The 21,140-nt window shown below is 55.7% G+C and carries 21 protein-coding genes and 1 pseudogene; 9 read left to right on the top strand and 13 right to left on the bottom strand.

The genetic code is table 11. The annotated features are described in order from the left end of the window. Positions 1-449: 449 nt before the first annotated feature. The 6 genes from Q0V31_RS01805 to Q0V31_RS01780 form a co-directional block, all read right to left on the bottom strand. Positions 450-905 carry a DUF411 domain-containing protein gene (locus Q0V31_RS01805; RefSeq protein WP_298183816.1) on the bottom strand — a complete coding sequence of 152 codons (456 nt, stop codon included), beginning with the start codon at positions 903-905 and terminating at the stop codon, positions 450-452. Then, entirely contained in the window at positions 895-1,758 is an 864-nt protein-coding gene (locus tag Q0V31_RS01800; protein ID WP_298183814.1) for a cytochrome c, read from the bottom strand. Before Q0V31_RS01800 ends, Q0V31_RS01805 begins: the two co-directional genes overlap by 11 nt. Before the next feature lie 9 nt (positions 1,759-1,767). Next, on the bottom strand, positions 1,768-2,889 hold the full coding sequence (locus tag Q0V31_RS01795) for a copper resistance protein B (protein ID WP_298183812.1): 1,122 nt from the start codon (positions 2,887-2,889) through the stop codon (positions 1,768-1,770). Beyond that, positions 2,879-3,031 (bottom strand): hypothetical protein, encoded by a 153-nt coding sequence (locus tag Q0V31_RS01790; protein ID WP_298183810.1) that lies wholly within the window; start codon positions 3,029-3,031, stop codon positions 2,879-2,881. Before Q0V31_RS01790 ends, Q0V31_RS01795 begins: the two co-directional genes overlap by 11 nt. 12 nt (positions 3,032-3,043) lie before the next feature. Further along, on the bottom strand, positions 3,044-4,825 hold the full coding sequence (locus Q0V31_RS01785; RefSeq protein WP_298183808.1) for a copper resistance system multicopper oxidase: 1,782 nt from the start codon (positions 4,823-4,825) through the stop codon (positions 3,044-3,046). A gap of 198 nt (positions 4,826-5,023) precedes the next feature. Next, positions 5,024-5,230, bottom strand: coding sequence for a co-regulatory protein PtrA N-terminal domain-containing protein (locus Q0V31_RS01780; RefSeq protein WP_298183806.1), 207 nt, complete (start codon positions 5,228-5,230; stop codon positions 5,024-5,026). A 308-nt stretch (positions 5,231-5,538) separates the two neighbouring features. Between Q0V31_RS01780 and Q0V31_RS01775 the strand changes: the two genes are divergently transcribed. Together Q0V31_RS01775 and Q0V31_RS01770 are read left to right on the top strand one after the other, a co-directional pair. Further along, positions 5,539-5,799 carry a hypothetical protein gene (locus Q0V31_RS01775; protein WP_298183804.1) on the top strand — a complete coding sequence of 87 codons (261 nt, stop codon included), beginning with the start codon at positions 5,539-5,541 and terminating at the stop codon, positions 5,797-5,799. Between the two features lie 57 nt (positions 5,800-5,856). Then, positions 5,857-6,162: pseudogene (locus Q0V31_RS01770) on the top strand (DUF692 family multinuclear iron-containing protein); the annotation flags it as partial. A gap of 65 nt (positions 6,163-6,227) precedes the next feature. Here Q0V31_RS01770 and Q0V31_RS01765 read toward each other — a convergent pair. The 6 genes from Q0V31_RS01765 to Q0V31_RS01740 form a co-directional block, all read right to left on the bottom strand. Then, on the bottom strand, positions 6,228-6,482 hold the full coding sequence (locus tag Q0V31_RS01765) for a DUF5676 family membrane protein (protein WP_298183799.1): 255 nt from the start codon (positions 6,480-6,482) through the stop codon (positions 6,228-6,230). A gap of 45 nt (positions 6,483-6,527) precedes the next feature. Then, positions 6,528-6,734 carry a heavy-metal-associated domain-containing protein gene (locus Q0V31_RS01760; protein WP_298183797.1) on the bottom strand — a complete coding sequence of 69 codons (207 nt, stop codon included), beginning with the start codon at positions 6,732-6,734 and terminating at the stop codon, positions 6,528-6,530. 191 nt (positions 6,735-6,925) lie between these two features. Next, complete coding sequence (locus Q0V31_RS01755; RefSeq protein WP_298183793.1) at positions 6,926-9,292, bottom strand: heavy metal translocating P-type ATPase; 2,367 nt, start codon at positions 9,290-9,292, stop codon at positions 6,926-6,928. Between the two features lie 5 nt (positions 9,293-9,297). Next, the gene (locus Q0V31_RS01750; protein WP_298183785.1) at positions 9,298-9,543 is read right to left on the bottom strand and encodes a DUF2933 domain-containing protein; all 246 of its coding nucleotides are present in this window, start codon (positions 9,541-9,543) and stop codon (positions 9,298-9,300) included. A gap of 104 nt (positions 9,544-9,647) precedes the next feature. Beyond that, positions 9,648-10,181 (bottom strand): cupredoxin family protein, encoded by a 534-nt coding sequence (locus Q0V31_RS01745; RefSeq protein ID WP_298183783.1) that lies wholly within the window; start codon positions 10,179-10,181, stop codon positions 9,648-9,650. Between the two features lie 233 nt (positions 10,182-10,414). Continuing rightward, a complete protein-coding gene (locus tag Q0V31_RS01740; RefSeq protein WP_298183781.1) occupies positions 10,415-10,774 on the bottom strand; it encodes a co-regulatory protein PtrA N-terminal domain-containing protein in 360 nt (119 codons plus the stop codon). 200 nt (positions 10,775-10,974) lie between these two features. Between Q0V31_RS01740 and Q0V31_RS01735 the strand changes: the two genes are divergently transcribed. The 3 genes from Q0V31_RS01735 to Q0V31_RS01725 all read left to right on the top strand — a co-directional run bounded on the left by Q0V31_RS01735 (position 10,975) and on the right by Q0V31_RS01725 (position 14,440). Then, on the top strand, positions 10,975-11,658 hold the full coding sequence (locus tag Q0V31_RS01735; protein WP_298183779.1) for a heavy metal response regulator transcription factor: 684 nt from the start codon (positions 10,975-10,977) through the stop codon (positions 11,656-11,658). Beyond that, positions 11,655-13,037 (top strand): heavy metal sensor histidine kinase, encoded by a 1,383-nt coding sequence (locus tag Q0V31_RS01730; protein ID WP_298183775.1) that lies wholly within the window; start codon positions 11,655-11,657, stop codon positions 13,035-13,037. The genes Q0V31_RS01735 and Q0V31_RS01730 overlap by 4 nt, the downstream gene beginning before the upstream one ends. Positions 13,038-13,298: 261 nt before the next feature. After that, positions 13,299-14,440, top strand: a protein-coding gene (locus tag Q0V31_RS01725; RefSeq protein WP_298183773.1) for an IS3 family transposase whose coding sequence is annotated in 2 segments (ribosomal slippage) — positions 13,299-13,551 and positions 13,551-14,440 — 1,143 coding nt in all. Because the reading frame shifts where the segments join, the coding sequence is not laid out codon by codon here. A gap of 343 nt (positions 14,441-14,783) precedes the next feature. Here the strand turns inward: Q0V31_RS01725 and Q0V31_RS01720 are convergent. Beyond that, positions 14,784-16,340 carry an ATP-binding protein gene (locus tag Q0V31_RS01720; protein WP_298183771.1) on the bottom strand — a complete coding sequence of 519 codons (1,557 nt, stop codon included), beginning with the start codon at positions 16,338-16,340 and terminating at the stop codon, positions 14,784-14,786. A 125-nt stretch (positions 16,341-16,465) separates the two neighbouring features. Here Q0V31_RS01720 and Q0V31_RS01715 point away from each other — a divergent pair, with 125 nt between their 5' ends. From Q0V31_RS01715 to Q0V31_RS01700, 4 genes are all read left to right on the top strand, one after another. Continuing rightward, a complete protein-coding gene (locus tag Q0V31_RS01715) occupies positions 16,466-17,842 on the top strand; it encodes a hypothetical protein (RefSeq protein WP_298183766.1) in 1,377 nt (458 codons plus the stop codon). Positions 17,843-17,921: 79 nt separating this feature from the next. Next, on the top strand, positions 17,922-18,119 hold the full coding sequence (locus Q0V31_RS01710) for an AlpA family transcriptional regulator (protein WP_298183763.1): 198 nt from the start codon (positions 17,922-17,924) through the stop codon (positions 18,117-18,119). Positions 18,120-18,425: 306 nt separating this feature from the next. Continuing rightward, the gene (locus Q0V31_RS01705) at positions 18,426-19,091 is read left to right on the top strand and encodes an inovirus Gp2 family protein (RefSeq protein ID WP_298183761.1); all 666 of its coding nucleotides are present in this window, start codon (positions 18,426-18,428) and stop codon (positions 19,089-19,091) included. A 334-nt stretch (positions 19,092-19,425) separates the two neighbouring features. Continuing rightward, complete coding sequence (locus Q0V31_RS01700; RefSeq protein WP_298183759.1) at positions 19,426-21,054, top strand: hypothetical protein; 1,629 nt, start codon at positions 19,426-19,428, stop codon at positions 21,052-21,054. The last annotated feature ends 86 nt before the right edge of the window (positions 21,055-21,140 follow it).

The following is a 21,140-nucleotide window of genomic DNA, read 5'->3' as shown; positions in this document are numbered from 1 at the left end:
GGCTGCGCAGGAGGCCGGGGCTGTGACGAGCCGCCCGACGTCATCGAGACGGCCGATGGTGTCGAAGACCATGCGAGTAGGGATAAAGATCGAAGTTGAACATGCGATTATTCCTTAATAGACCAGTCGTCTAGTTTTCAGTGAAGTCTGACGACTCATCGGTTGTGGCATAACGCGGATGTCGTTGGACATTCAGTACAGGTTGGCGCGCCAGCAGTTGTGTACTGCGCAGGTTGGCACGCTTGGTTGCATGGCTAATTGTCCACTCGGGATTAACCTGCGGCGCACAATGTAGTAAAAAATAGACCAGTCGTCTAGTGTGTTGTCAGGTTTGTTTACCTTCAGCTCACCATCAGGGTTGGGGGCGGTGGTGATGCCTATCCAGCTGCTGGCAGCTGGATAGGCGATGGGGCGGTCAGTGCTTGACCGCGACTGTTCTAGCGGGGGGATTACTTCGCGGGGTAGTCGGCAATAACCTGGTCAGTGCCGTCTTTGGTCAAACCGATCACCTGATAGGCGTGTTGGGTGCCAGCAACCTCCATGCCCGGTGAGCCTGCCGGCATGCCAGGCACGGCGATGCCCAGCAGGTCATCGCGCTTGGACAGTTCGATAACCTGGGCGGCGGGCACATGGCCTTCGACGAACTTGCCGTCGATCACCGCGGTGTGGCAAGACGCCAGCCGTGGTGCAACGCCGAGACGCTGCTTCACCGGGCTCATGTCGCGCTCGACATGGTCGATCACGTGGAAACCGTTCGCTTCGAGGTGTGAGACCCACTTCTTGCAGCATCCGCAATTTGCATCACGGTGCACGTCGATGGTCAGGGCCTCGGCTGCGTGAACCGCTGAGGTCATAAACAAGGCGGCCAGCACCGCCACTCGCGTTGCTTTACGTTTAGCTGTCATGGAGGTGCTCTTTGCCATCGGCATGGGTGTGAGTGTTTGGAGCGGCGGCCGGGGCCTGTTCCTGTTTGGATTTCTCTGCGCCGTGATGATCGCCATGAGCATTCGAGCTCGGTTCATCCGCAGCATGGTGGCCAGCGCCGCTGGCTGCTGGCGGCATGGCCGCTGCGTGATGGTCCGCAGCACTCGTAGAATCGCCGTGATGACCGGCGTCATTGCTGGCCGTTGGACTGTCCGCGGCATGATGATCTGCGCCAGCCTCAGGCTTGGCATGGTGGTCCGCCTTGGCGCTGCCATGCTGGCCTTCATGGTTATGCATCGGGCTCTCACCGCCGCCATGCGCGTGGCCGCTGCTCGCTCTCACCAGCGCTTGGTACTGCGCGGCATCTAACTTCGGCAGCTGATCGAGGAACGCGACCATGCCCCAGATATACGGATCATCCATGCTCTTGCCCCAGGCCGGCATGCCAGTGGCTTTTATACCGTGCTTGATCACCCAAAATGCGGCGGCCGGGTTGCCATCGATACCCTCTTTGGCCAGGTTCGGCGGCGCGGGATAGAGTGCTTGGCTCAGCTCTGTTTGCGCGATGCCCGGTGCCAAATGGCAACCAATGCACATCGAGTTGTAGTTACCTGCGCCTGATTTAATCAGCGCCTCGTCATTGAGATTAGGCACCTCAATGTCTTTGGAGCGCACTTCAATAGAGCGGTCACGGGTCATCGACAGGAATGCATGTACGGCTGGAAAGTGAGGGTCATCGGCGCCCACGTTAACCAGGCCCATGTAGGCCACAGTACCTACCGCGACACTTGCGACTAGGCCGGCGGCCATTAAGGTTTTGATTGTGCTTTTCATATCAGGCTCTCAAAACCACATCCGGATGCCGGCAACCAGGCGGGTATCTTCAATGTCCCCACCCTCATGGCGTATTAAATCGGCGGTATTGCCATAGGCGCGGCTCCAGGAAACGCCGACGTAGGGGGCGAACTGGCGAATGATCTCGTAACGCAGGCGCAGACCGACCTCGGTATTGGCCAGCCCGGAACCTATGCCGCGCTCGGGGTCGTTTTTGCCGTAGAAATTCACTTCTGCGGTCGGTTGGAGAATCAGGCGATTGGTCAGCAGAATGTCGTACTCGCCTTCTAAGCGTGCTGCTGTCTGGCCGTTCTCGCCGACAAAGGCCGTAGCCTCAACCTCGAAGGCATACAGCGCCATGCCCTGGATGCCGAATGCGGCCCAGGTCTGAGGCGACTCCGGCTTGAAGTCTTGGCGAACACCCGCGACTACATCCCACCAAGGGCCGATTGAGCGGCCGTACAAGGCCTGTAACTCAGCGTCCTCAGTGACACCGTTGGTGCGTTCACCTTCGGCGCGCAGCCAGAGACGGTTGATGTCGCCGCCGATCCAACCGGACGCATCCCAGGCCAAGGTGCTGCCTTCATCGGCATCCTGGTATTCGAGCTGGTCGAGCAGGAAGAAGCTGTTGATGGCGCTGTCGTGAACCTTGTGGCCTGGTAATGGTGGAAACGCGGCTGCACGATCCGCATCTGTCAGCACCGGGATAGGCGTGCGATTGGTGGTTCGCGGAGCATCTGTGCTGCCATGGTTCATCTGACTGTGATCCATGGTTTCCATCTGGCCGTGCATAGCGCCGTGGTCCATCTTGCTATGGTCCATGGCTGCCGGTTTGTTCTGGTTCATCTGCCCATGGTTCATCTGGCTATGATCCATCGCGCCATGATCCATTTTGCTGTGATCCATGGCGGGCATCGAGCCGTGACCCATTGCGGCATGATCCATTTGTGCAGTGCTTGAAGCGGCCTGCTTGACCACCGCCTGCTTCGCGTTGGACGTGCTCTGCGCAGTCCCCGGTGTCATGTGCATGGAATGATCCATTGTCTCGGCAGCGTTGGCGAAGCCGCCCGCTAGTGCGCTCAACGAAACGGCCAGGGCGATGAGAGTGGGGCGTGAAAAACTAGTGGTCATGGTTCGACTCCGCCTCAGCTTTGTTGGTGTCGTGCCCAGCTTGGCCTTCACCGGCTAATGCAGCCGGCACCTGCATTGCGCCTAGCAAACCAGGCGCAAACACCGCCCCGAATAGGCTGGCGCGCTGAAGAAATGTACTCATCATGACTCTCCTTTACTCGTCCACGCGTACTTCACGGAACATGCCCATTTCCATGTGCAGCAACAGGTGGCAGTGATAGGCCCAACGCCCAAGAGCATCAGCGGTTACGCGATAGCTACGCTTGGAGCCCGGTGGCATATCGATTGTGTGTTTACGCACCATGAACTGGCCATTTTCATCCTCAAGATCGCTCCACATGCCGTGGAGGTGGATGGGGTGGGTCATCATGGTGTCGTTGACTAACGTGATGCGCACGCGCTCGCCGTACTTCAGGCGCAGCGGCTCTGCATCCGAAAACTTGATGCCGTCGAACGACCAGGAAAATTTCTCCATGTGCCCGGTAAGGTGCAGCTCAATGGTTCGGCTGGGCTCACGGCCATCGGGATCGGGGAAGGTGCTTTTCAGGTCAGAGTAGGTCAGCACGCGACGGCCATTACCACGTAGGCCGATACCCGGATCGTCCAGCTTGTGGGTCGGGGTCATGGTTTGCATGTCGACCAGTGGATTATTGGTTTCGGAGGCCGGGTGCGCTTGCATCGCTGCGCCCATGCCCGCCATACCAGAGTGATCCATGCCGGCCATATCGCCCATGCCGGCCATCTTGCTGTGATCCATGCCGGCCATGTCACCCATGCCGGTCATCTTGCTATGGTCCATTCCAGCCATGCTGCCGTGATCCATACCCATGTCGCCCATGGCGATCAGGGGGCGAGGATCGGTTTCTGGCACCGCAGCGCTCAACCCTTCACGGACCGCCAAGGTGCCGCGGGCATAGCCGGTGCGATCCATGGACTGGGCAAAAATGGTGTAAGCCTCTTGGTCGGCGAGCTCGACAATCACGTCGTAGGTTTCCGCAACGGCGATACGGAATTCGTCGACGCTGACCGGCTTGACGTGCAGGCCATCGGCCGCGACCACGGTCATCTTCAGGCCTGGAATACGCACGTCGAAGTAGCTCATGGCCGAGCCGTTGATAAAGCGCAAGCGGAGCTTTTCACCCGGCTTGAAGATACCGGTCCAGTTGCCATTCGGTGCCTGACCATTCATCAAGTAGGTGTAGGTATAGGCACTGACGTCAGCAAGATCGGTGGGGCTCATCTTCATTTCGGCCCACATCTTGCGGTCGGCAACGGCTGCCGACCAACCTTGCTCGCTGACGTCATTAATAAAGTCGCCAACGGTGCGCTTGTGATAGTTGTAGTAGTCCGACTGCTTTTTCAGCTTGGCCAGTAGCCGGTTTGGATCTTCATCGGTCCAGTCAGTCAGCATCACCACGTAGTCACGGTCGTAGCTGAACGGCTCAGGCTCCTTGGCGTCGATGACTAGAGCACCGTAAACGCCGATCTGCTCCTGCAGTCCAGAGTGGCTGTGGTACCAGTAGGTACCATTCTGATTGACCTTGAACTTGTACTCGTACATGCCGTCAGGCGCGATGCCGTGGAAGCTCAAACCAGGCACACCGTCCATGTTGGCGGGCAGAATAATCCCGTGCCAGTGAATCGAGGTGTCTTCGGCCAAGCGGTTTCTCACCCGCAGGGTGACGGTGTCGCCTTCTCGCCAGCGCAGAATGGGCCCTGGAATAGACCCGTTAATAGCCATCGCGGTCCGCGCGGCGCCCGTGATATTCACCGGTGTTTCACCAATGAATAAGTCGAAGTCGGTGCCAGTCAATACATTGGGCTGACCTGGGCTGGTCACCGCCCAAACGGGCGTGCGCCACAAGCCAAGGCCTCCGAGAATGCCGGTGGCGGCCAGGCCTTTAACGAAGGTTCGTCTTGAGGTTTTGCAGTGCATACCATTATGTCCAATCAGTTAGAGGAACCAGGGTAAACAACCGTGAGGTCACGGTTGGTTGTCAGCTTCATCCTGGCGTGGTTTCCCTATCAGCCTTACCCACTGCCATGATTATTCAAGTCAATCCGACAGCGAGTCTGAGAAATTGCCATATATCAACCGGCTAAGTGATTACATTTCTGTCAGGTTGGCCCTGTACTAGCAGTTGGCGTGGTCGGCTGTATGGGTTTTATTGCCTGCCACTGGCGACTGTTTTTTCGCTTGCTGGGCCAGTTGATAGGCTTGCATCGATACCTTGCTGGCCTGTTCCATGCGGGCAAACGTACGCTCAGCCCCGCCTTCGGCCATCGCCAAAGAAGCAGCGCTAAGTGCGATCACCACGAACAGGGTTTTGATTGATTTCATCTGGATATTCCTCGATTCAGTGCAATTAGCCAGGTGACCCCGAATGGGTCGCCATCAGGCGTTGAGCTTCAGGCTCGAAGTCACCTTAGCCAGAGCGGCCTGTCATAAACCTGAGCTGAACATTACAGTTCTGTCAGGTTGCTACTTCTTTCTTGTCGAGTCTCCACGGGCCTCTGTAATGTCTGTTCATGCCCGTTGATCAAGCCTGTGCGGATTGGTTTTATGGCATGCCAGGCAGCGATGCCTAAGCTGCTTCCGGGCAGTGGCGCTAAATAGCCCCGCCCCCACACTTAAGAGAGATAGCCATTATGTCGAGCAAAAATACTGTTGCTACCGGTGCTGCATTGGCCCTCGTTGCCGCCAGCCTGTTCGCCACCCTGCCTGCGCAAGCGGCTCAGGACGCAAAAACAGCCGAAGTAAAATGCTTTGGGGTGAACGGCTGCAAAGGCCAGAACGATTGCATGACGGCGAAGAACTCCTGCAAGGGGCAGGCCGCCTGTAAAGGCGAGGGCTTCAACTTGATGACCCAAGAAAAGTGCGATGAGGCCGGCGGCAAAACCAGCGAGTAAGTTTATCCGAGGGAGTGCGAGTCACTCCCTTACTCGGAGCGCCAATGAGTAAAAGCGATACGCTGGCTCTGCCTGGGCTTATTAAGCGAGTATTACCCGCAGATCCTGGAGCAACGCCCTGCAGTCGACTGGCTCGAGCTCATCGCCGAGAACTACATGGTCGGTGCGGTAAAACCCTCTATTTTCTCGATGCGATCAACGCGCCGTATCCGCTGGTCATGCATGAGGTTGCCTTGTCGACTGGCGGGCCGCATGAGATCGATGTCGACTACCGGCGGCAATTGAAATCGTGCTCGACCGAGTTCAGCCCTGCTGGGGCCTGATCATCTGTGTTGGAGCCGGGGCCGCGCCCACCACCTGCATGTCGCTGAAACAATGGGGCGGTGAGGGGCTGCTCCAGCGGATATAGCTAATGAAATGCACAAGTCTCAAACCGAACGGTTATAGATCACGGCAAGCAGCCATCCACCCAAACCTGCTAGTACAAACCAGCCGACCAAGCCAGTTAAAACGCCAGCCAGGGTTAAATGCCAGCCCATTCCAGCAAGGTTCATATGCATCATGGCGCCGGACATGGACAGCGTCATTGCAGGGGCGAGCAAGACGAACAGGCTGCATAGGAGCCATAGCAAGGAGAAGCTGATGGCAGCTGCGAGGCCGACCTTAATTGGATTTAACAGCATGATGTTCACCTCTTTGCATGACGTTACTTGTGAACGTCATGAGGACTATTGGCTGGCCGTAACTTGATTCGGAAAGCCAAGCTCACGCACCCGCGTACTGATCTGATCAGCGCTGACAAGGCTTTCAACCATCACCCTGCCGGCTTCACGATCGACCTCGACTATTGCCGTCGCGTCCAGTTGCTGAATGGCTTTAGTGATTTTGCCGACACAGCCACCACAGCCCATTCCTGTTACCTGTAATACAAACATAGATCACCTCGTCTTTAAGAGCGGGCCGATGCACCGCACTGCCATCATCAACCTTGACGCAATGGCAAGCTCAAGCCTGTTTTTTACAAGCGCACATTAAGATGGGCTGAGTGCAGGTGACTGGAGTAACCAAGCAGAGAATCGTTCTCTCACCACACTGGCAGCCAGCTCACCATCAGGAGCAACTCTGCTCAGTCAATATTGGTATGACGCAACCGCAGCGCGTTGAACACCACTGACGCTGAGCTGACACTCATTGCCAGTGCAGCAATCATGGGCGATAGCAGGTGACCGGTCAGGGGGTAGAGCACCCCCGCCGCAAGTGGTATGCCCATGGCGTTGTAGATGAAGGCAAAGGCCAGGTTTTGGCGCATGTTTTTCACCGTGGCCACGGACAAGGTCCTTGCCCGTAAGATGCCCAGCAGATCACCTTTGACCAAGGTCACCTGAGCACTGTTCATCGCCACATCGGTACCGGTTCCCATCGCGATACCAACATCGGCACGGGCTAGTGCAGGGGCATCGTTGATACCGTCGCCCGCCATGGCCACGCGGCGGCCATCGCGCTGCAGATCGGCCACCAGTTTTTCTTTGTCCTGAGGTTTAACCTCGCCATGGACTTCGTCGATACCCAGCTCTTTGGCCACGGCCCTTGCGGTAGTGAGCCCGTCACCGGTGGCCATGATGACGTTCACATCGACCCCCTGAAGCCTGCTGACTGCTTGTTTAGCGGTCGGCTTGATCGGGTCAGAGACAGCCAGCAGCCCTGCCAGTACGCCATCCACCGCCAAGTAAATAATGCTGATGCCCTCCAGTCGAAGCTGCTCTGCAGGGTTGCGCAGAGGGGCGGCATCTATTCCGGCCTCTTCCATCAACGCCGTATTACCCAGTTGCAGTTGTTGACCGTCCACGTGGCCGCGCACACCGATGCCTGAGCCCGACTCGAAAGAATCCGGCTTGGCCAGCTCAATGCCTTGGGCGCGAGCGTGATCAACGATTGCATGGGCCAGCGGATGTTCGCTGCCTTGATCGAGGCTTGCAGCCAATCGCAGCACCTCGTCCGGGTCGAACGGGCCGGTACCCTCTGCGCTATGGAATACAGGCCGCCCCTCGGTCAGCGTGCCGGTCTTGTCGACGATCAGCGTATCAATCTTGCACAGGTTCTCTATGGCACTGGCATCCCGGAACAAGACGCCACTGGTGGCCGCCTTGCCGGTCGAGACCATCACCGACATGGGGGTCGCCAGGCCCAGTGCACAGGGGCAGGCAATGATCAGTACGGCAACCGCGTTGATCAGGCCGAATACCCAGCCTGACTCCGCACCGAGCAAGCCCCAGCCGAAGAACGTGAGGATCGCGATGGCGATCACGCCGAGCACGAAATAACCCGCGACAGCATCGGCCATGCGTTGCATGGGGGCCTTGGAGCGCTGCGCCCTGGCGACCATCTGCACGATCTGGGACAGCATGGTATCGGCCCCCACCTTCTGCGCCTGCATGACCAGACTACCGTGGGTATTCATGGTTGCGCCGATCAGCGTATCGCCAACGCGCTTGGTCACCGGTAACGGCTCGCCGGTCAGCATGGCCTCGTCGACGGCGCTTTCGCCTTCGAGAACGCTGCCATCCACCGGGACTTTCTCACCGGGGCGTACCCGCAGATGGTCGCCCAGATGCACATGGGTCAACGGTACATCCTCTTCCTGGCCGTCAGGATTGATGCGCCGCGCGGTTTTGGGTGCTAGGCCTAATAGCGATTTAATGGCGGCTGAGGTTTGTGAGCGAGCCTTGAGTTCGAGCATCTGGCCCAATAGCGTCAGGGAGATGATGACTGCCGCCGCCTCAAAGTAGACGCCAATGCGTCCGCCCTGGAAGAACGCCTGGGGAAATAGCTGTGGGGCCAGGGTCGCGGCAACGCTGTAGAGGTAGGCTGCTGCAGTACCTAGGCTGATAAGTGTCCACATATTGGGGCTGCGATGACGGATCGAGTCGATGCCTCGGGTAAAAAAAACCCAGCCGCCCCAGAGCGTTACAGGCGTCGCCAAGGCAAGCTCTACCCAGTTCTGCGTGGCGCCATGAAATAGCGTTAATGAGTGACCGGCCATAGCCAAGACCGTCACGATGATCGTGAGTGGGAGTGTCCACCAGAAGCGCCGGGTGAAGTCCTCGAGCTCTGAACTATCCTCTTCCTCCAGCTCCGGAATCACTGCCTCCAAGGTCATGCCGCAGATGGGGCAGTTGCCAGGTTTTGGCTGGCGTATTTCCGGGTGCATTGGGCAGGTGTATTCCGCCGCCCCTGTGGCCCCAGGTGAGGGAGGCGCAGCGTCATGATGTGGATGCTCCGCACGCTGGGGAGGGTTCACATAGCGGCTAGGTGCTGCCCGGAACCTCTCCAGGCATTTCGCGCTGCAGAACCGGTATGTCTGGCCTTCGTGGCTTTCACTGAATGGGCTGTCTGGCTTGACGGCCATGCCGCACACCGGATCGTGCAGGCTCCCATGTTGGTCTTCCTGATGCTTGGAGTGATCATGGTCAAGATGGCACGAGGTGGTGTGCATAGGGCTTATTTCCGGCTGTCGTGCTTGGGAGTATCAGCACCATCCTGGTGGGAGTGCCCACCATGCTTGTGACCGAATATGTGCATCAGCGGGCACAGCAGCAGAATCAAGTAAGGCAGTGCCTGAGACAGGTGGCCAAAATGCTCGCGGGCCACGTAAAACAAACCGATGACGGCCAGCATAATCAGCACAATGCCATTTCTGCTCTTCCAGAATGGCAATTCAGAGCCTGAGTGGTGGGAGTGGTCCATGGCTCGATCCTCGTTTGGATTGAGGCGTTATTGGAGTGACAGCTAATGACAGTAGCCTCTACTGCGCTCCGACGGATTGACGTGGGTCAATCCGAACTTAACGATTAGCGCACGTTGACCTTGCCGACCATCCCCGATTGGTAATGGCCAGGGATGTTGCAGGCGAACTCAAGGCCCGTTGCCTTGGTAAAGGTCCATACCAGTTCTTCGGTGGCACCTGGCTCAATCAAGACGCTGTTTGGATCGTCGTGTTTCATGCCGACCATCTTCATCCCGCCCATGCCATGCGCCATGTTGCTCATGCCCTGTGCGGCCGTTGGAGACAGCGTGCCGTTCTGAAGCATGACGACCATTTCTTTTTGATGGGCGGCATGTGCGGCGGCCATGCCCAGGTTGAACTCATGCAGCAGCGCGCCCTCATTTTTGAGTATGAAGCGGACGGTTTCTCCTGCTTTGAGATCAATACTCTGCGGCTCGAAAAAGATATCGCCCATTCTGATTTCGATGGTGCGATCAGCTTTCTTGGCGTCTCCCGGTTGGCCAATAGCGCTTTTACTATGGCTCGGGCTGGCCATGGCAGCAGAGGCGGTGAAGACCAGTGTTGTGGTGAGAAGAAATGAGATGAGTTTGGATTTCATAATGGACCTCGAAAAGGGGGGCTCGAAATACCATTGCATTGAGGGCGGCTGAACTGTCAGTTGGCTTACCCGAAACCTACATGCTTGAAAGCTATGCTGAGTAAAGTGCAGTGCGGGTTTACTGGCGGGAGCACTGCAAAGACTGCAGATCAGTCAATATTGAAAAAATGCGGCACCGTCGAGATGCCGCTAGGCCAAAGGAGCAATCATGAAGGCCTTGAAGATGGGAAGTCTTATGGATGGCACTCTTTATCAGCCATCATCAGCTTGTGCTCACGCATCATCTGCGCAAGGACGTCATCAACCAATTTGTCGTGCTGCTCCATCCACGCGAGATGTTCTTCCGTAGATATGCCGGGAGCCGGATGCTCGCTGTGCAGCTGGTTCATGATCTCGCCGAGCATTTTCATGTGCTCTTTCATGTGCACATGACGTTCACTGGCAGGCGCTTTTTCCGCCTGAACTAGTACAGCCTCAGCTTTGTCTCGCATGCTCTCTATGCGTTCGAAGAGCCTACCAGCACCACCCTCTGCCCAAGCCACTGATGCAAGCAGGAGCGAACCAACCAGAAATAAAGATTTAAGCAGTTTCATAGGGGAGTCTCCGCAGTAAAAAATGTAGCCGTCACCTCTTTATCCATCGGAGGGGCAAGCGCCCAACCTAGCGCTCATACTTGCACCTTAGCCAGTCAACCTGACAGAAGCCTGAAGCTAGGATTACATCTGCGTAAGCTTCTGGTTGGGTGGGCAATTTGACTGCACACTCAGACCACTCAACGCTTGGAATAGCCCGCATGAGACTTTTAGTTGCTGAAGACGAGCCCAAAACAGGTATTTATTTGCAACAGGGCCTCACTGAGGCTGGATTCAATGTCGACCGCGTGATGACCGGAACGGATGCGCTCCAGCATGCGTTAAGCGAGGCCTATGACCTGTTGATTCTGGACGTCATGATGCCGGGCCTAGATGGCTGGGAAGTGCTAAGGATGGTGCGGGCGGCGGGAAAGGATGTGCCCGTGTTATTCCTCACAGCACGTGACGGTGTTGAGGATCGCGTGAAAGGCTTGGAGCTGGGGGCCGATGACTACCTAGTCAAACCTTTTGCCTTTTCTGAGTTGTTAGCACGCGTTAGGACACTGCTTCGCCGTAGCAATAGCGCGCCCACGCAGACCACCATGAAAATAGCTGACCTTGAAGTCGATCTGCTTAAGCGGCGTGCCGTGCGCAGTGGAAAGCGAATTGATCTGACAGCAAAGGAGTTTTTGTTGCTCGAATTGCTGCTGCGTCGTCGTGGTGAGGTTCTTCCCAAATCGTTGATCGCCTCCCAGGTGTGGGACATGAATTTCGACAGCGACACCAACGTAATCGAAGTGGCTATTCGCCGCTTGCGCGCCAAGGTTGACGATGATTTCGAGTTAAAACTGATTCATACCTCTCGCGGTATGGGATACATGCTTGATGCTCAGGAATCTGAATGAAGCACTTATCACTGACAGCGCGCATGAGTTTGATGTTCATGCTGGCGGTGATGGCTGTCCTGACAATATCAGGCCTTAGCTTCAATGAGTTCAGCCGGCATCACTTTATGATGCTCGACCAGCAGACGTTGGATGAGAAGCTCGAATCAACTCAGAAAATCCTCCGCAATACACGCAACCAAGCAGACCTTGAAAGAGTTTTACCGCAACTGAAAGCAATGCTCGGGGCGCATCACGATTTAGCCGCGATCATCCTTGCACGCGACGGCACAACACTTTTTGCCGAGCCTCAGCTGTTCAATGTCCCCGAAAAGTTTCGCCATAACACTGATCATGGGATGTGGCAGTGGGAGCACAAAGGTCGAATGTTCCGTGGCATGACTGCGCAGGTATCAACCCCGGCTCAGCCTTCATTTCTCACGGCGTTGCTGATTCTTGATGTGACCAAGCATGTGCATTTCTTTGAAACGTTGCAGCGCTGGTTTTGGATTGGCCTGGTTATCAGCGCACTGGTAAGCGCTGCGTTAGGCTGGGTTGTAGCCCGCAGTGGCTTGACCCCCTTGCGGCAGGTCACCCAGGTGGCGACGTCGATGTCGGCCAGGTCGCTGAAAGAGCGTATTCCGCTGGAGCCCGTGCCCCTTGAGCTTCAGCAGTTGGTGACGGCATTCAATGCGATGCTTGCCCGGCTCGATGACGCTTTTGCTCGGATCTCAAACTTTTCAGCCGACATTGCCCATGAATTGCGTACACCACTCAGCAATTTGATGACGCACACCGAGGTGGTGCTGAGCCAAAAGCGCAATCTCGAAGCCTATGAAGAAAACCTCTATTCGAACCTCGAGGACCTCAACCGCATGTCGCGAATGATCGACGACATGCTGTTTCTGGCTAAATCGGACAATGGCTTGATCATCCCCCAGCAGGTGCGCATTGAACTCAGCGAGGTCGTAACCAAGCTGGTCGAGTACTACCACCTGTTGGCGGACGAGCAGGGCATTCAGTTGCTTGTGAGTGGATCCGGCAGCGTGCTGGGTGACAAGCTGATGCTCGATCGCGCGATCTCGAACCTGCTGTCCAATGCGCTGCGTTATACACCTGCCGGCAAGACGATATCGCTAACGATCTCATCGAGCGCACATGCGGTCACGCTCATCGTCGAGAACCCAGGTGAAACCATCAAGCCCGAGCACCTGGATAAGCTCTTCGACCGTTTCTATCGAGTAGACCCGGCGCGCCGCGAAGGCAGCCCGAGCAATGCCGGCCTTGGCTTGGCCATTACCCGCTCCATTGTTGAGGCGCACAAGGGCACCATTTTCTGCATCTCCAGCAATGGCATCAGCGCCTTTCACCTGGAGCTTCCCCCGGTAAACATCACCTAGTGGCACCGGGGCATGCAGTCGGCGCGGCCATGGCGCAGATCACTCAGGGCGAGTTCCGATAGCCAATCGTTTCGCTGGCTCTGACGGTGGCGCTGGGGGCTTTTCCCGTCCAGCGGAGTACGCTGCGGGTGAAGGCGCTGTGCTCGGAATACCCCAACAGCGTGGCGATATCGACCATGCCCAGGCATGTCTCACTGTAGTGGCTTAATGATTCTGGACACCCCGATAGGGCGTTAAGCTTCGCCCAGCAATGAGGTGTTCATGACCAGAAGATCATTCAGTACAGATTTCAAACTCGAAGCAGCTGGCCTAGTTCTAGACCAAGGCTATTCTATACCCGAGGCCTGCAAGTCCATGGGCGTAGGCCCAACGGCGTTGCGTCGATGGGTTGAGCAACTGCGTGACGAGCGTGGAGGCACAACACCGCTGTGCAGTAAGGCCCTGACACCTGAGCAGAAGCGCATCCAAGACCTGGAAGCCCAGGTTCGACGCTTGGAGCGGGAGAAAGAAATCCTAAAAAAGGCTACCGCTCTTTTAATGTCGGACTCCCTCAATCAGTAACCCTGATCGAGGCATTGGGTGAGCGGTATCCACGAGCCAAACTGTGCAGGCTATTTAGCGTGCATCGCAGCAGCTTCTACGACGCCAGCAAGCGTCGCCGTCGAGTGAATCACCGGCGAATTGAATTACGTCAGCGTGCCTCTGAATTACATGCGCAAAGTCGCGGTTCAGCTGGCGCCAGAACGCTATCGGCCGCACTGCGGATGCAGGGTGAAGTGGTCGGTCGCTTTCTGGCGGGACGCCTGATGAAAGAGGCTCGGTTATTTAGTTCGCAATACCGTAAGCATCGCTACCGTAAAGCTGAGGGTGAGAGTGCGGTTGCGCCGAACACGCTGAATCGGGAGTTTAACGTAAGCGGCCCTAACCAAATCTGGTGCGGCGACGTCACGTATATCTGGGCAGGTAACCGTTGGATCTATCTCGCGGCGGTCATGGATTTGTATGCGCGCCGGATTGTCGGCTGGGCACCCTCCAATCGGCCGGACTCGCGGCTCACGACGCGCGCTTTACGTGTGGCTTATGAGTCTAGTGGCTGCCCACAGGCACTGATGTTTCACTCCGACCAAGGTAGTCATTACACCAGTATCGAGTTTCGCCAGATGCTTTGGCGCTACCGCATAAAACAGAGCATGAGCCGGCGCGGTAACTGCTGGGACAATGCGCCGATGGAGCGCTTTTTCAGAAGCCTGAAGACGGAATGGATACCGGAACATGGCTACGCCAGCCAAGAACATGCAGAGGCAGATGTGCTGCGCTATCTGACGCACCACTACAACCACCAACGCCCACACAGCTACAACGGATACCAAACGCCAGCGGAAACTGAATCACTAGCCGGATAAACCTAAACCAGTGTCCAGAAATAGTTGACCACTACAACCGGACCACCTACTCGATGCTGTGCGTTTAGGGCCTCTGGCGAGTTTCGGCAGTTCTTCGACACCTCTATGAGGCCAGAAACAAAAAAGCCCCGAAATTCCTAGGAAAATCAGGGCTTTAAGTGCTTCTATTTGGTGCCGGGGTAATCTGAACAGAGATTTTAACTATATGATTTATATCTAAAAAATCGGTTTAAGTTCTTGCTTGGAATACCGTTTGGAATACTGATTGAGTGGATTGCTTTGAACTCGGGATTTTTCTACTGCTTTCGGCAGGGCATGATCATCTGGCCAAAATGTGGCCAGGTTAGCTTTTTGACGGCGTGATCAGCCTTTCCCCCCGCAGACTTCGTTCGTAGTTTTCGAGCATGAGGTTGGTAGTGGCTTCTCCTGGAGCGGACTCGCCAGGGGTATCAACTGAATCTGCTGTAGTGCGGCTTTTAGCATCCCCGATCGGGTCTGCCGGCTCCACTGGTAGATCTTCCAGGAACTCAGGCGATTCTGTCTGGCCATTGCAGTCCGAGGTGCTTTGGTTGGCGTTGGCTGCTTCGGCCATTCTCTTTCGCATCGACTCGCCGGTAAGGTGGAATTTCTGCCGGGCGTATGCCAGGCGGTCAAGAAGCCTCAGGGCGTGGTTGTTGTCGTAGATAGCGTCAAACCACCTTTCGGGTGGTTGCTGACTGACGATGAGTGTTGAACAGCGATTTTCGCGCTCGGCAATCACCGCGAGCAGGTCTTGATACTGGCCTGCAGTCAGCTGCGACAGATCCCAGTCGTCGATGATCAAGAATTCAATTTTCGCTAGGTCTTGCAGCGCGTTGCTGAGCGTTTTGCTGGCGCGCGCACCAGAAAGCTCTTCCAGGAGCTCGGGCATGCGGCGATAGCTGGTTCTCCATCCCTTTATGCAGGCCTGATAACCGAAGGCACAGGCGAGCCAGGTTTTTCCAGTACCCACTCCACCGGAAATGATCGTGTTTTCTTTGTACTCGAGCCATGTCCCGAGCTTTAGATATTCAATTTGGGCCAGGTTGATGCTGCGACTTGTGCCCCAGAGAAGCTGTTCAAGGCGAGCGTCAGGGATCCAAAGGTCGGCGTTCTTTAGGAGCGAGCTCATGCGGCTACGTATGAGTTTTTTCTGTGGGGAGCCCCGTAAGCACTCCAGCCGAGCCTCAATATGAGTCCGGTCTGGATAAGCGATCCTGGGACTGCCGCTTTCTGCTCTCTGTGCAAGCCACTGGCTCAGGCCGCGTTCAGGCTGCTTGATGCAGGCGTTTAGCAGTTTATGGCTGAGCGTTTCGATGTCGGGTGTAGGAGGTTCAGTGGGGACGAATTTTTGGTGCCTGGCTTCCTCGAGCTGCAGCTTGCAGATGCTTAGGTCTACCTGAGCGTCTACCAGCATGGTCGCGAAGGCTGCAGTAACCGTTTTGTGCAGATCAATCGCCTTGCGTTGCTTATCCAGAAGTTTGGCGTCTTCGGATATGGCTCTTCGTGATCGAGCTTTGCTCTGCTCTGCGATGCCCTCAGCTCTGCTGCCCAGCATTTCTAGCGTGTCCCCAACGCTTATGCGCAGAGACTTGGCCAGCGTCTCAATCCGCTTCTTGGTCGCGGTCGTTACTCTGAGGGCCGAGGTTGTGCCTTTTTTTTCGCGCCTTTTCTCTACGGCCTCCCAAGCACGTCGCATGCCTTTGAGTGTTTTGTCGTGCTCAGGATTGCCTTTCTGCTGCTCATCCCAGTGGACGATTCCTTGATAGAGGGGATATCCGCCGAGCTCGCTAACAAGCACGTTCTGCTTCCGCAGGTATTCCTTTGCCCACTGGAGTTGCCGCGTCGCGTTTTGATCCAACCAGTTAAGATTTTCCGCCATCTCAGTGACTCACGCATAAACGTTACCTTATTATAAATCACGCGTGATTAAATGCGTGATAGTCTAATTATTAACAGGGTGTATATTTGCGATATTAAAGATAATTTTAATCTGATAATTAGAAAATGACTGATTACATCAAGCTATTGTTGCTGCCGGAGCTACAGCTCAGCTCGGCGGCACAGTTCTTCCTGCTCAGATTTGTGCAGCAGTTCGGGCTGGGAAGGGCGGTTACTTTGGGGGTCAAAGAGCTCGCAAAGGCGCTAGGCATGACAGACCGGGTGATATCGCTCGCGAGCAAAGAGCTCGCCGCGGGCGGTTACTTGAACCTACGCCTTCTGGCAGGCGGGAAGGGGCGTCCCAGCACTGAGTACGAGTGTCTTGATATCCCAACTGCAAAGAGAAAGAGAGGGACAGGCGTAGGTGCTCGACCAGTAATCCACGCGCAGCGCATCGACAAGTTGCTCCGGGCGAGTACGGACAAATCTGCTGATGGATTAAGTTGGAGTAATCGACTGCTGCTGGCAGTGCTGTTGGTTCATGCGGATGAATTTGGTGTTGTCAGGGGGCTGGGCTTGCGCGATCTGAGTGATCTGACCGGCCTGAGGAAGGATGTTCTGGCGAATCGCCTTCAGCTGTTGATCGATAAGTGCTTCATTCGCGCGCGTGTGCCAGGGGCTACGGGCTCGGGTTTGTTCAGGCCAATGAAGAGTGCCTATTACCTCAATCTTCCCCTTTTGTCCTCACCACTGGCCCACGCTGATGCCGTCTTGATTCATTGCTCATGGTGGAAGACTTACCAAAACGAGATGTCAGAGGCTGAGCGTATCTTCGGCTTTGCCGCGGTACTCAAGGAGGGGCTGATTCCGGGGGATTCTTACGACTTGGAGCAGTTTCCCTATCTACGGCATGTCGAGCCGCTAGTCGGTAAGTTGAATGATTCGCGAACATCGCGTTTCATTCCGACGCTTCAGTCGAGGCTGGACGACTATGCCGCTATTCTGCTGTCCAGTCACTGGAGTGAAATCCAGGGGCAGGCTGAGAAGCATGATCATGGGCTTTTTCGGCGCATTTATAGGGAGTGCCGTGTTGTCCGTAATCTTACTGATCGGGCTGGAAAGCCTCTGCGAAAGGAATTACTGCTTTTGCTAATGGGAGCTGCGCGTCACAGGGCTAAGTCCATCCAGCATGACCTGATCGCCAACTTCTCAGAGTTGCCCTTGGAGTCGCTGAGTTACTTGGTCATGCCCAGCTCTAAACAGAGATTGAAGGAAGCCGGCCTTAAAGAGGGGCAAATCCCTATCGTCACTACGCTTCTGGTGGCAGCTCGTCAGCCGTGGGCAATCTCGGGTTGTCACGTGGCCGTAAGGGACCAATGCGGGCAGCCGTCTGTGGAGCATTTGGGCAACGAGTCTGCGCTGTCTTTAGATCTGAGTAGGCGATATGGCTTGCAGAGCCTTGCTGGGGAAGCGCTACAGGCCAAGGATGCTGGGGCGGCCTAGGCCTGCGTGGTGCTGCTCCGAAGATATTTTTCTACCGCTGCTGCGAATCCTCTGAACTAATGCTCAGAGGTGCTGCACCATGAAAATCATCCGCTTGAAAGACGTCATCGACACCACAGGACTTGCCCGTTCGACAATCTATAAATACATCAGTGAGGGTTTCTTCCCGAAGCCCATATCGCTGGGTGATCGTTGCGTTGGCTGGCTTGAAAGTGAGGTACAGGACTGGATTCTTGCTCGAATAGAAGAGCGTGACGAGGGTCAGGCTGCTGCTTGACGTGACTCCCAAAGCATCGTGCTCGGATCGTCCGAGCACGGTGCTTTTTTGTCGGGGTTAGCGATCTAGGCTGAGACGCTACTTTTGACGGTTTTCGTCGGGGATTTTACTGGGTGAGCAGCCTGATTGCTTTCGGTAGCTTGGGAGTATCAGAAAGCTACCTAAGAACTACCTCAAGTATGTGATCAGGGAACCTGAATCACTGGGTGCTATTGGACTGCCTCAGAGCAGTTCTGTTGGGTAAAAAATACTCAGTTGGCTTGAGAGTATGAAGCAACCCCTACCCTCAAGAACAGAGTAACCAACATGAAGCGCCATCCTGGTAACCACAACCTGCCTCTTCACCATGAACCGACCTTCCTGAATCTGCCAGTCCAGGTGACCAAAGGGCCATTAGTCGAGCCCTACCTAAGTAGAGCGTACCTGACGATCCAGCGTGCTCTGGACGAGCACCCACGGACACTCGTTGTGCGTTTCGATCTGCATTTCCCGAAATGGATCGTTCCTGGCGACGCTGACTTCAGCAACAGCGTCATCAGCAACTTCTTCGTACACCTAAAGGAAATAATCAAACACGACCGCAACAGGGCAGCGAAGCGCAATGGCACTGCCCATGGTTCCAGCGTTCGTTACGTCTGGGCTCGTGAGGTCGGGCCCTTGGCCAAGGACGGTCGCCCCCACTTCCATGTCTTGTTGTTACTCAATCGTGACGCCTACAACACCCTTGGTAGCTTCAACTCCAATCAAGAGAACCTTTTCAAGCGCATTGAGACGGCTTGGTGTCGAGCGTTGCAGATTAACCTGGCGGTGGCGGATGGTCTGGTTGAGATTCCCGAGAAGGCAACCTACTTCCTGGATCGAGGCGACGAAGCTGGGCTTTCAGATGTCTTTTACCGCACCAGTTACCTTTGTAAGGCAGACACTAAAAAGTATGGAGAGGGTTTTCATGGCTTCGGTTGCAGTCGAATCTGACAGCTGAAAATCGGTTGTGCTGGGTTATCGTGTGCCACTCAGTAAATCAAGGGGCATGGTAGTCCGGCTGGCTGAGGAGGCAGGCTTCGAGGCCGCTGGTTAGGCGTGCCGCATTAGCCCCAACTTTTTCGACCCAGATAGCGACATCTTGAACGATGCACGCGTCTGTGGTTTGATTCTAGGCACGGCCTCATGCAGGGGCCTGCCACCCGCTTTAGCGAACCCTTGTAGGGACTGCAATTTCTCTATTCATACGTTGACTTTGTGCTGCTAGCAGCCTTGTCGGTATTCGCGGGTGATGCCTCTCCGGCTGCGTAAGCACGAAGGATTTCGTATGAGCAGCTATACCTCTCGCCTACAACGCCATCTCAAGAATCACGCCAAGCAACTCCGCTCTGCTGCCGATATCAGACACAGCGAAGCCTTGGACGTCGCTGCGACTGACTTCGGATTTTCTGGTTGGAAGCAGGCCACCGCCCATATGGCCATGGCTGAACAACGGATAGGAGACGCCCCTGCGTCATTTGCCAGTGAGATTGCTCGCCTGGCTGCAGAGCTGCGCGCATTACCCGGCTATCCATACCGGCTAGAAGACCGTACCGGTGTGAGATTTGAACCAGCTGATAAGCAGCAAACTGAAGCTGTAGCCAGGCGCTTGGTCTTGCTCCAGCTGTTCGAGGATATTCACGCTCCTAAGGGGCTGTGCAATTCAGATAACGCTCGGCTCTGGTTGCGTGCGCCGATGCTGTTCGAAGACGCCGCTGAGATCTGTCACGGTGGGCAGTGGAAAATCAGACGCCTTTCAATCGCGCTGACCAATGAGCCAAAAGCTTCTGGAAATGTATGGATGCACGACCAGCAGCCAACCCCAGAAATCGCGCGACGCACGATTGTCGAGTACCTGCACGCATTGCATTCAAGATCGGTGATCCGATCGTTGGCGGGCACTCTTGAAGAAGTTGTCGAACACCCAGGGTTCAAAGAGTTCGCCGGTTTTGCCTTGAATGCACTCTTGGTCAGCAAGGAACCTGAAGAGCCTCTTTTCAAGCTACTGGAGCACGCCGGAGTCGACGCCTGGGCACAGTCAAGTCCAGGGCTTGTCGATCCCAAGCGACTGTACTGGATCGGTCGTCAGGCGTCGGAGAGCCCGCAGCCCAATGAAGGCGTGTCGATGATAATCGGCTCCCCTTTACATGCGCGCCTGCGCAGACCGCTGAACTCGCTCTCACATGAAAAGCACCAGAAACTCTCCGCTCTATTGATGCACCTCGGCAAGCTCGCTCATGGGAAAGCCGTTTTGGAGCGCAAACTCAGCGATATCCGAGAAACCCTGGCTAGCTGGATGGCTCTAGAGGCTGGGAGTCAGGAAAGGGCCAGCGAATGCTATTTCGGTAAGTCTCGCGCTTACCGGGCAGTGCCATTCCTTGCGCCGGCAGAAGAGCGAGATGCTCGCACCACCATTAAGGCTATCCGAGACTGCATTGACGCAGGCTACGAACACTGCACGCCACGATCGAGGCTGCTGAGCCAGATCCTTCAGTTGCAACAGAAGTTCGACCGTTGGATGGAGAAAACTGAAGGTCACTGGCTGAAGACCACTCACAAGCTACCGATGGACTCCATTGGTCTCGTGGCCACCGACCCTAAGCATGAGCCTTTAATGGATTCTGAAGCTGTTTGGAAACAGACAGAGATCATGGGCGGTAGCAGGGAGGCCGATTTAATCGCTGTGGTACGCCCCCACCTTTTCAAGTCTTGGAAGGAGGAAGAGGAAGACATGGGGTATGAGTTCAATGCAGCAGACCCCGACAGCGAGCAGTCCATACTTGAGCATCTCCATGATCTTGTTTTCTACCGCTACACGGGCGCGGCGCTTACTCGTTCACAATTCGAAAAAGAGGTTCGTAAAGCCTTTTACTTTGAGCCTGACCATGTCTGGTTCAAGCAGCGAATGATCAGCTGAGCTTTAGAGAGCATGCTCCTTGGGCAGTGAGTGGTTTTTCGATCAGGGGCTCGCCTCAAAGCGGATATCACTGGCAGACGATCATT

Origin of the sequence: uncultured Pseudomonas sp. (assembly GCF_943846705.1) — a bacterium.
Classification (GTDB): Bacteria; Pseudomonadota; Gammaproteobacteria; order Pseudomonadales; family Pseudomonadaceae; genus Aquipseudomonas.
Note: the sequence above shows the minus strand (reverse complement) of the source record. Positions and strands in the feature narration are given on the sequence as shown.

Excerpts from the sequence above, each read along its gene's own strand:
- Q0V31_RS01775 (WP_298183804.1), top strand. The coding sequence starts at position 5,539 with ATGTCGAGCAAAAATACTGTTGCTACCGGTGCTGCATTGGCCCTCGTT.
- Q0V31_RS01715 (WP_298183766.1), top strand. The coding sequence starts at position 16,466 with ATGACTGATTACATCAAGCTATTGTTGCTGCCGGAGCTACAGCTCAGC.
- Q0V31_RS01765 (WP_298183799.1), bottom strand. The coding sequence starts at position 6,482 with ATGCTGTTAAATCCAATTAAGGTCGGCCTCGCAGCTGCCATCAGCTTC.
- Q0V31_RS01785 (WP_298183808.1), bottom strand. The coding sequence starts at position 4,825 with ATGCACTGCAAAACCTCAAGACGAACCTTCGTTAAAGGCCTGGCCGCC.
- Q0V31_RS01705 (WP_298183761.1), top strand. The coding sequence starts at position 18,426 with ATGAAGCGCCATCCTGGTAACCACAACCTGCCTCTTCACCATGAACCG.
- Q0V31_RS01805 (WP_298183816.1), bottom strand. The coding sequence starts at position 905 with ATGACAGCTAAACGTAAAGCAACGCGAGTGGCGGTGCTGGCCGCCTTG.
- Q0V31_RS01760 (WP_298183797.1), bottom strand. The coding sequence starts at position 6,734 with ATGTTTGTATTACAGGTAACAGGAATGGGCTGTGGTGGCTGTGTCGGC.
- Q0V31_RS01730 (WP_298183775.1), top strand. The coding sequence starts at position 11,655 with ATGAAGCACTTATCACTGACAGCGCGCATGAGTTTGATGTTCATGCTG.
- Q0V31_RS01710 (WP_298183763.1), top strand. The coding sequence starts at position 17,922 with ATGAAAATCATCCGCTTGAAAGACGTCATCGACACCACAGGACTTGCC.
- Q0V31_RS01740 (WP_298183781.1), bottom strand. The coding sequence starts at position 10,774 with ATGAAACTGCTTAAATCTTTATTTCTGGTTGGTTCGCTCCTGCTTGCA.
- Q0V31_RS01795 (WP_298183812.1), bottom strand. The coding sequence starts at position 2,889 with ATGACCACTAGTTTTTCACGCCCCACTCTCATCGCCCTGGCCGTTTCG.
- Q0V31_RS01750 (WP_298183785.1), bottom strand. The coding sequence starts at position 9,543 with ATGGACCACTCCCACCACTCAGGCTCTGAATTGCCATTCTGGAAGAGC.
- Q0V31_RS01780 (WP_298183806.1), bottom strand. The coding sequence starts at position 5,230 with ATGAAATCAATCAAAACCCTGTTCGTGGTGATCGCACTTAGCGCTGCT.
- Q0V31_RS01745 (WP_298183783.1), bottom strand. The coding sequence starts at position 10,181 with ATGAAATCCAAACTCATCTCATTTCTTCTCACCACAACACTGGTCTTC.
- Q0V31_RS01720 (WP_298183771.1), bottom strand. The coding sequence starts at position 16,340 with ATGGCGGAAAATCTTAACTGGTTGGATCAAAACGCGACGCGGCAACTC.
- Q0V31_RS01700 (WP_298183759.1), top strand. The coding sequence starts at position 19,426 with ATGAGCAGCTATACCTCTCGCCTACAACGCCATCTCAAGAATCACGCC.
- Q0V31_RS01735 (WP_298183779.1), top strand. The coding sequence starts at position 10,975 with ATGAGACTTTTAGTTGCTGAAGACGAGCCCAAAACAGGTATTTATTTG.
- Q0V31_RS01755 (WP_298183793.1), bottom strand. The coding sequence starts at position 9,292 with ATGCACACCACCTCGTGCCATCTTGACCATGATCACTCCAAGCATCAG.
- Q0V31_RS01800 (WP_298183814.1), bottom strand. The coding sequence starts at position 1,758 with ATGAAAAGCACAATCAAAACCTTAATGGCCGCCGGCCTAGTCGCAAGT.
- Q0V31_RS01790 (WP_298183810.1), bottom strand. The coding sequence starts at position 3,031 with ATGAGTACATTTCTTCAGCGCGCCAGCCTATTCGGGGCGGTGTTTGCG.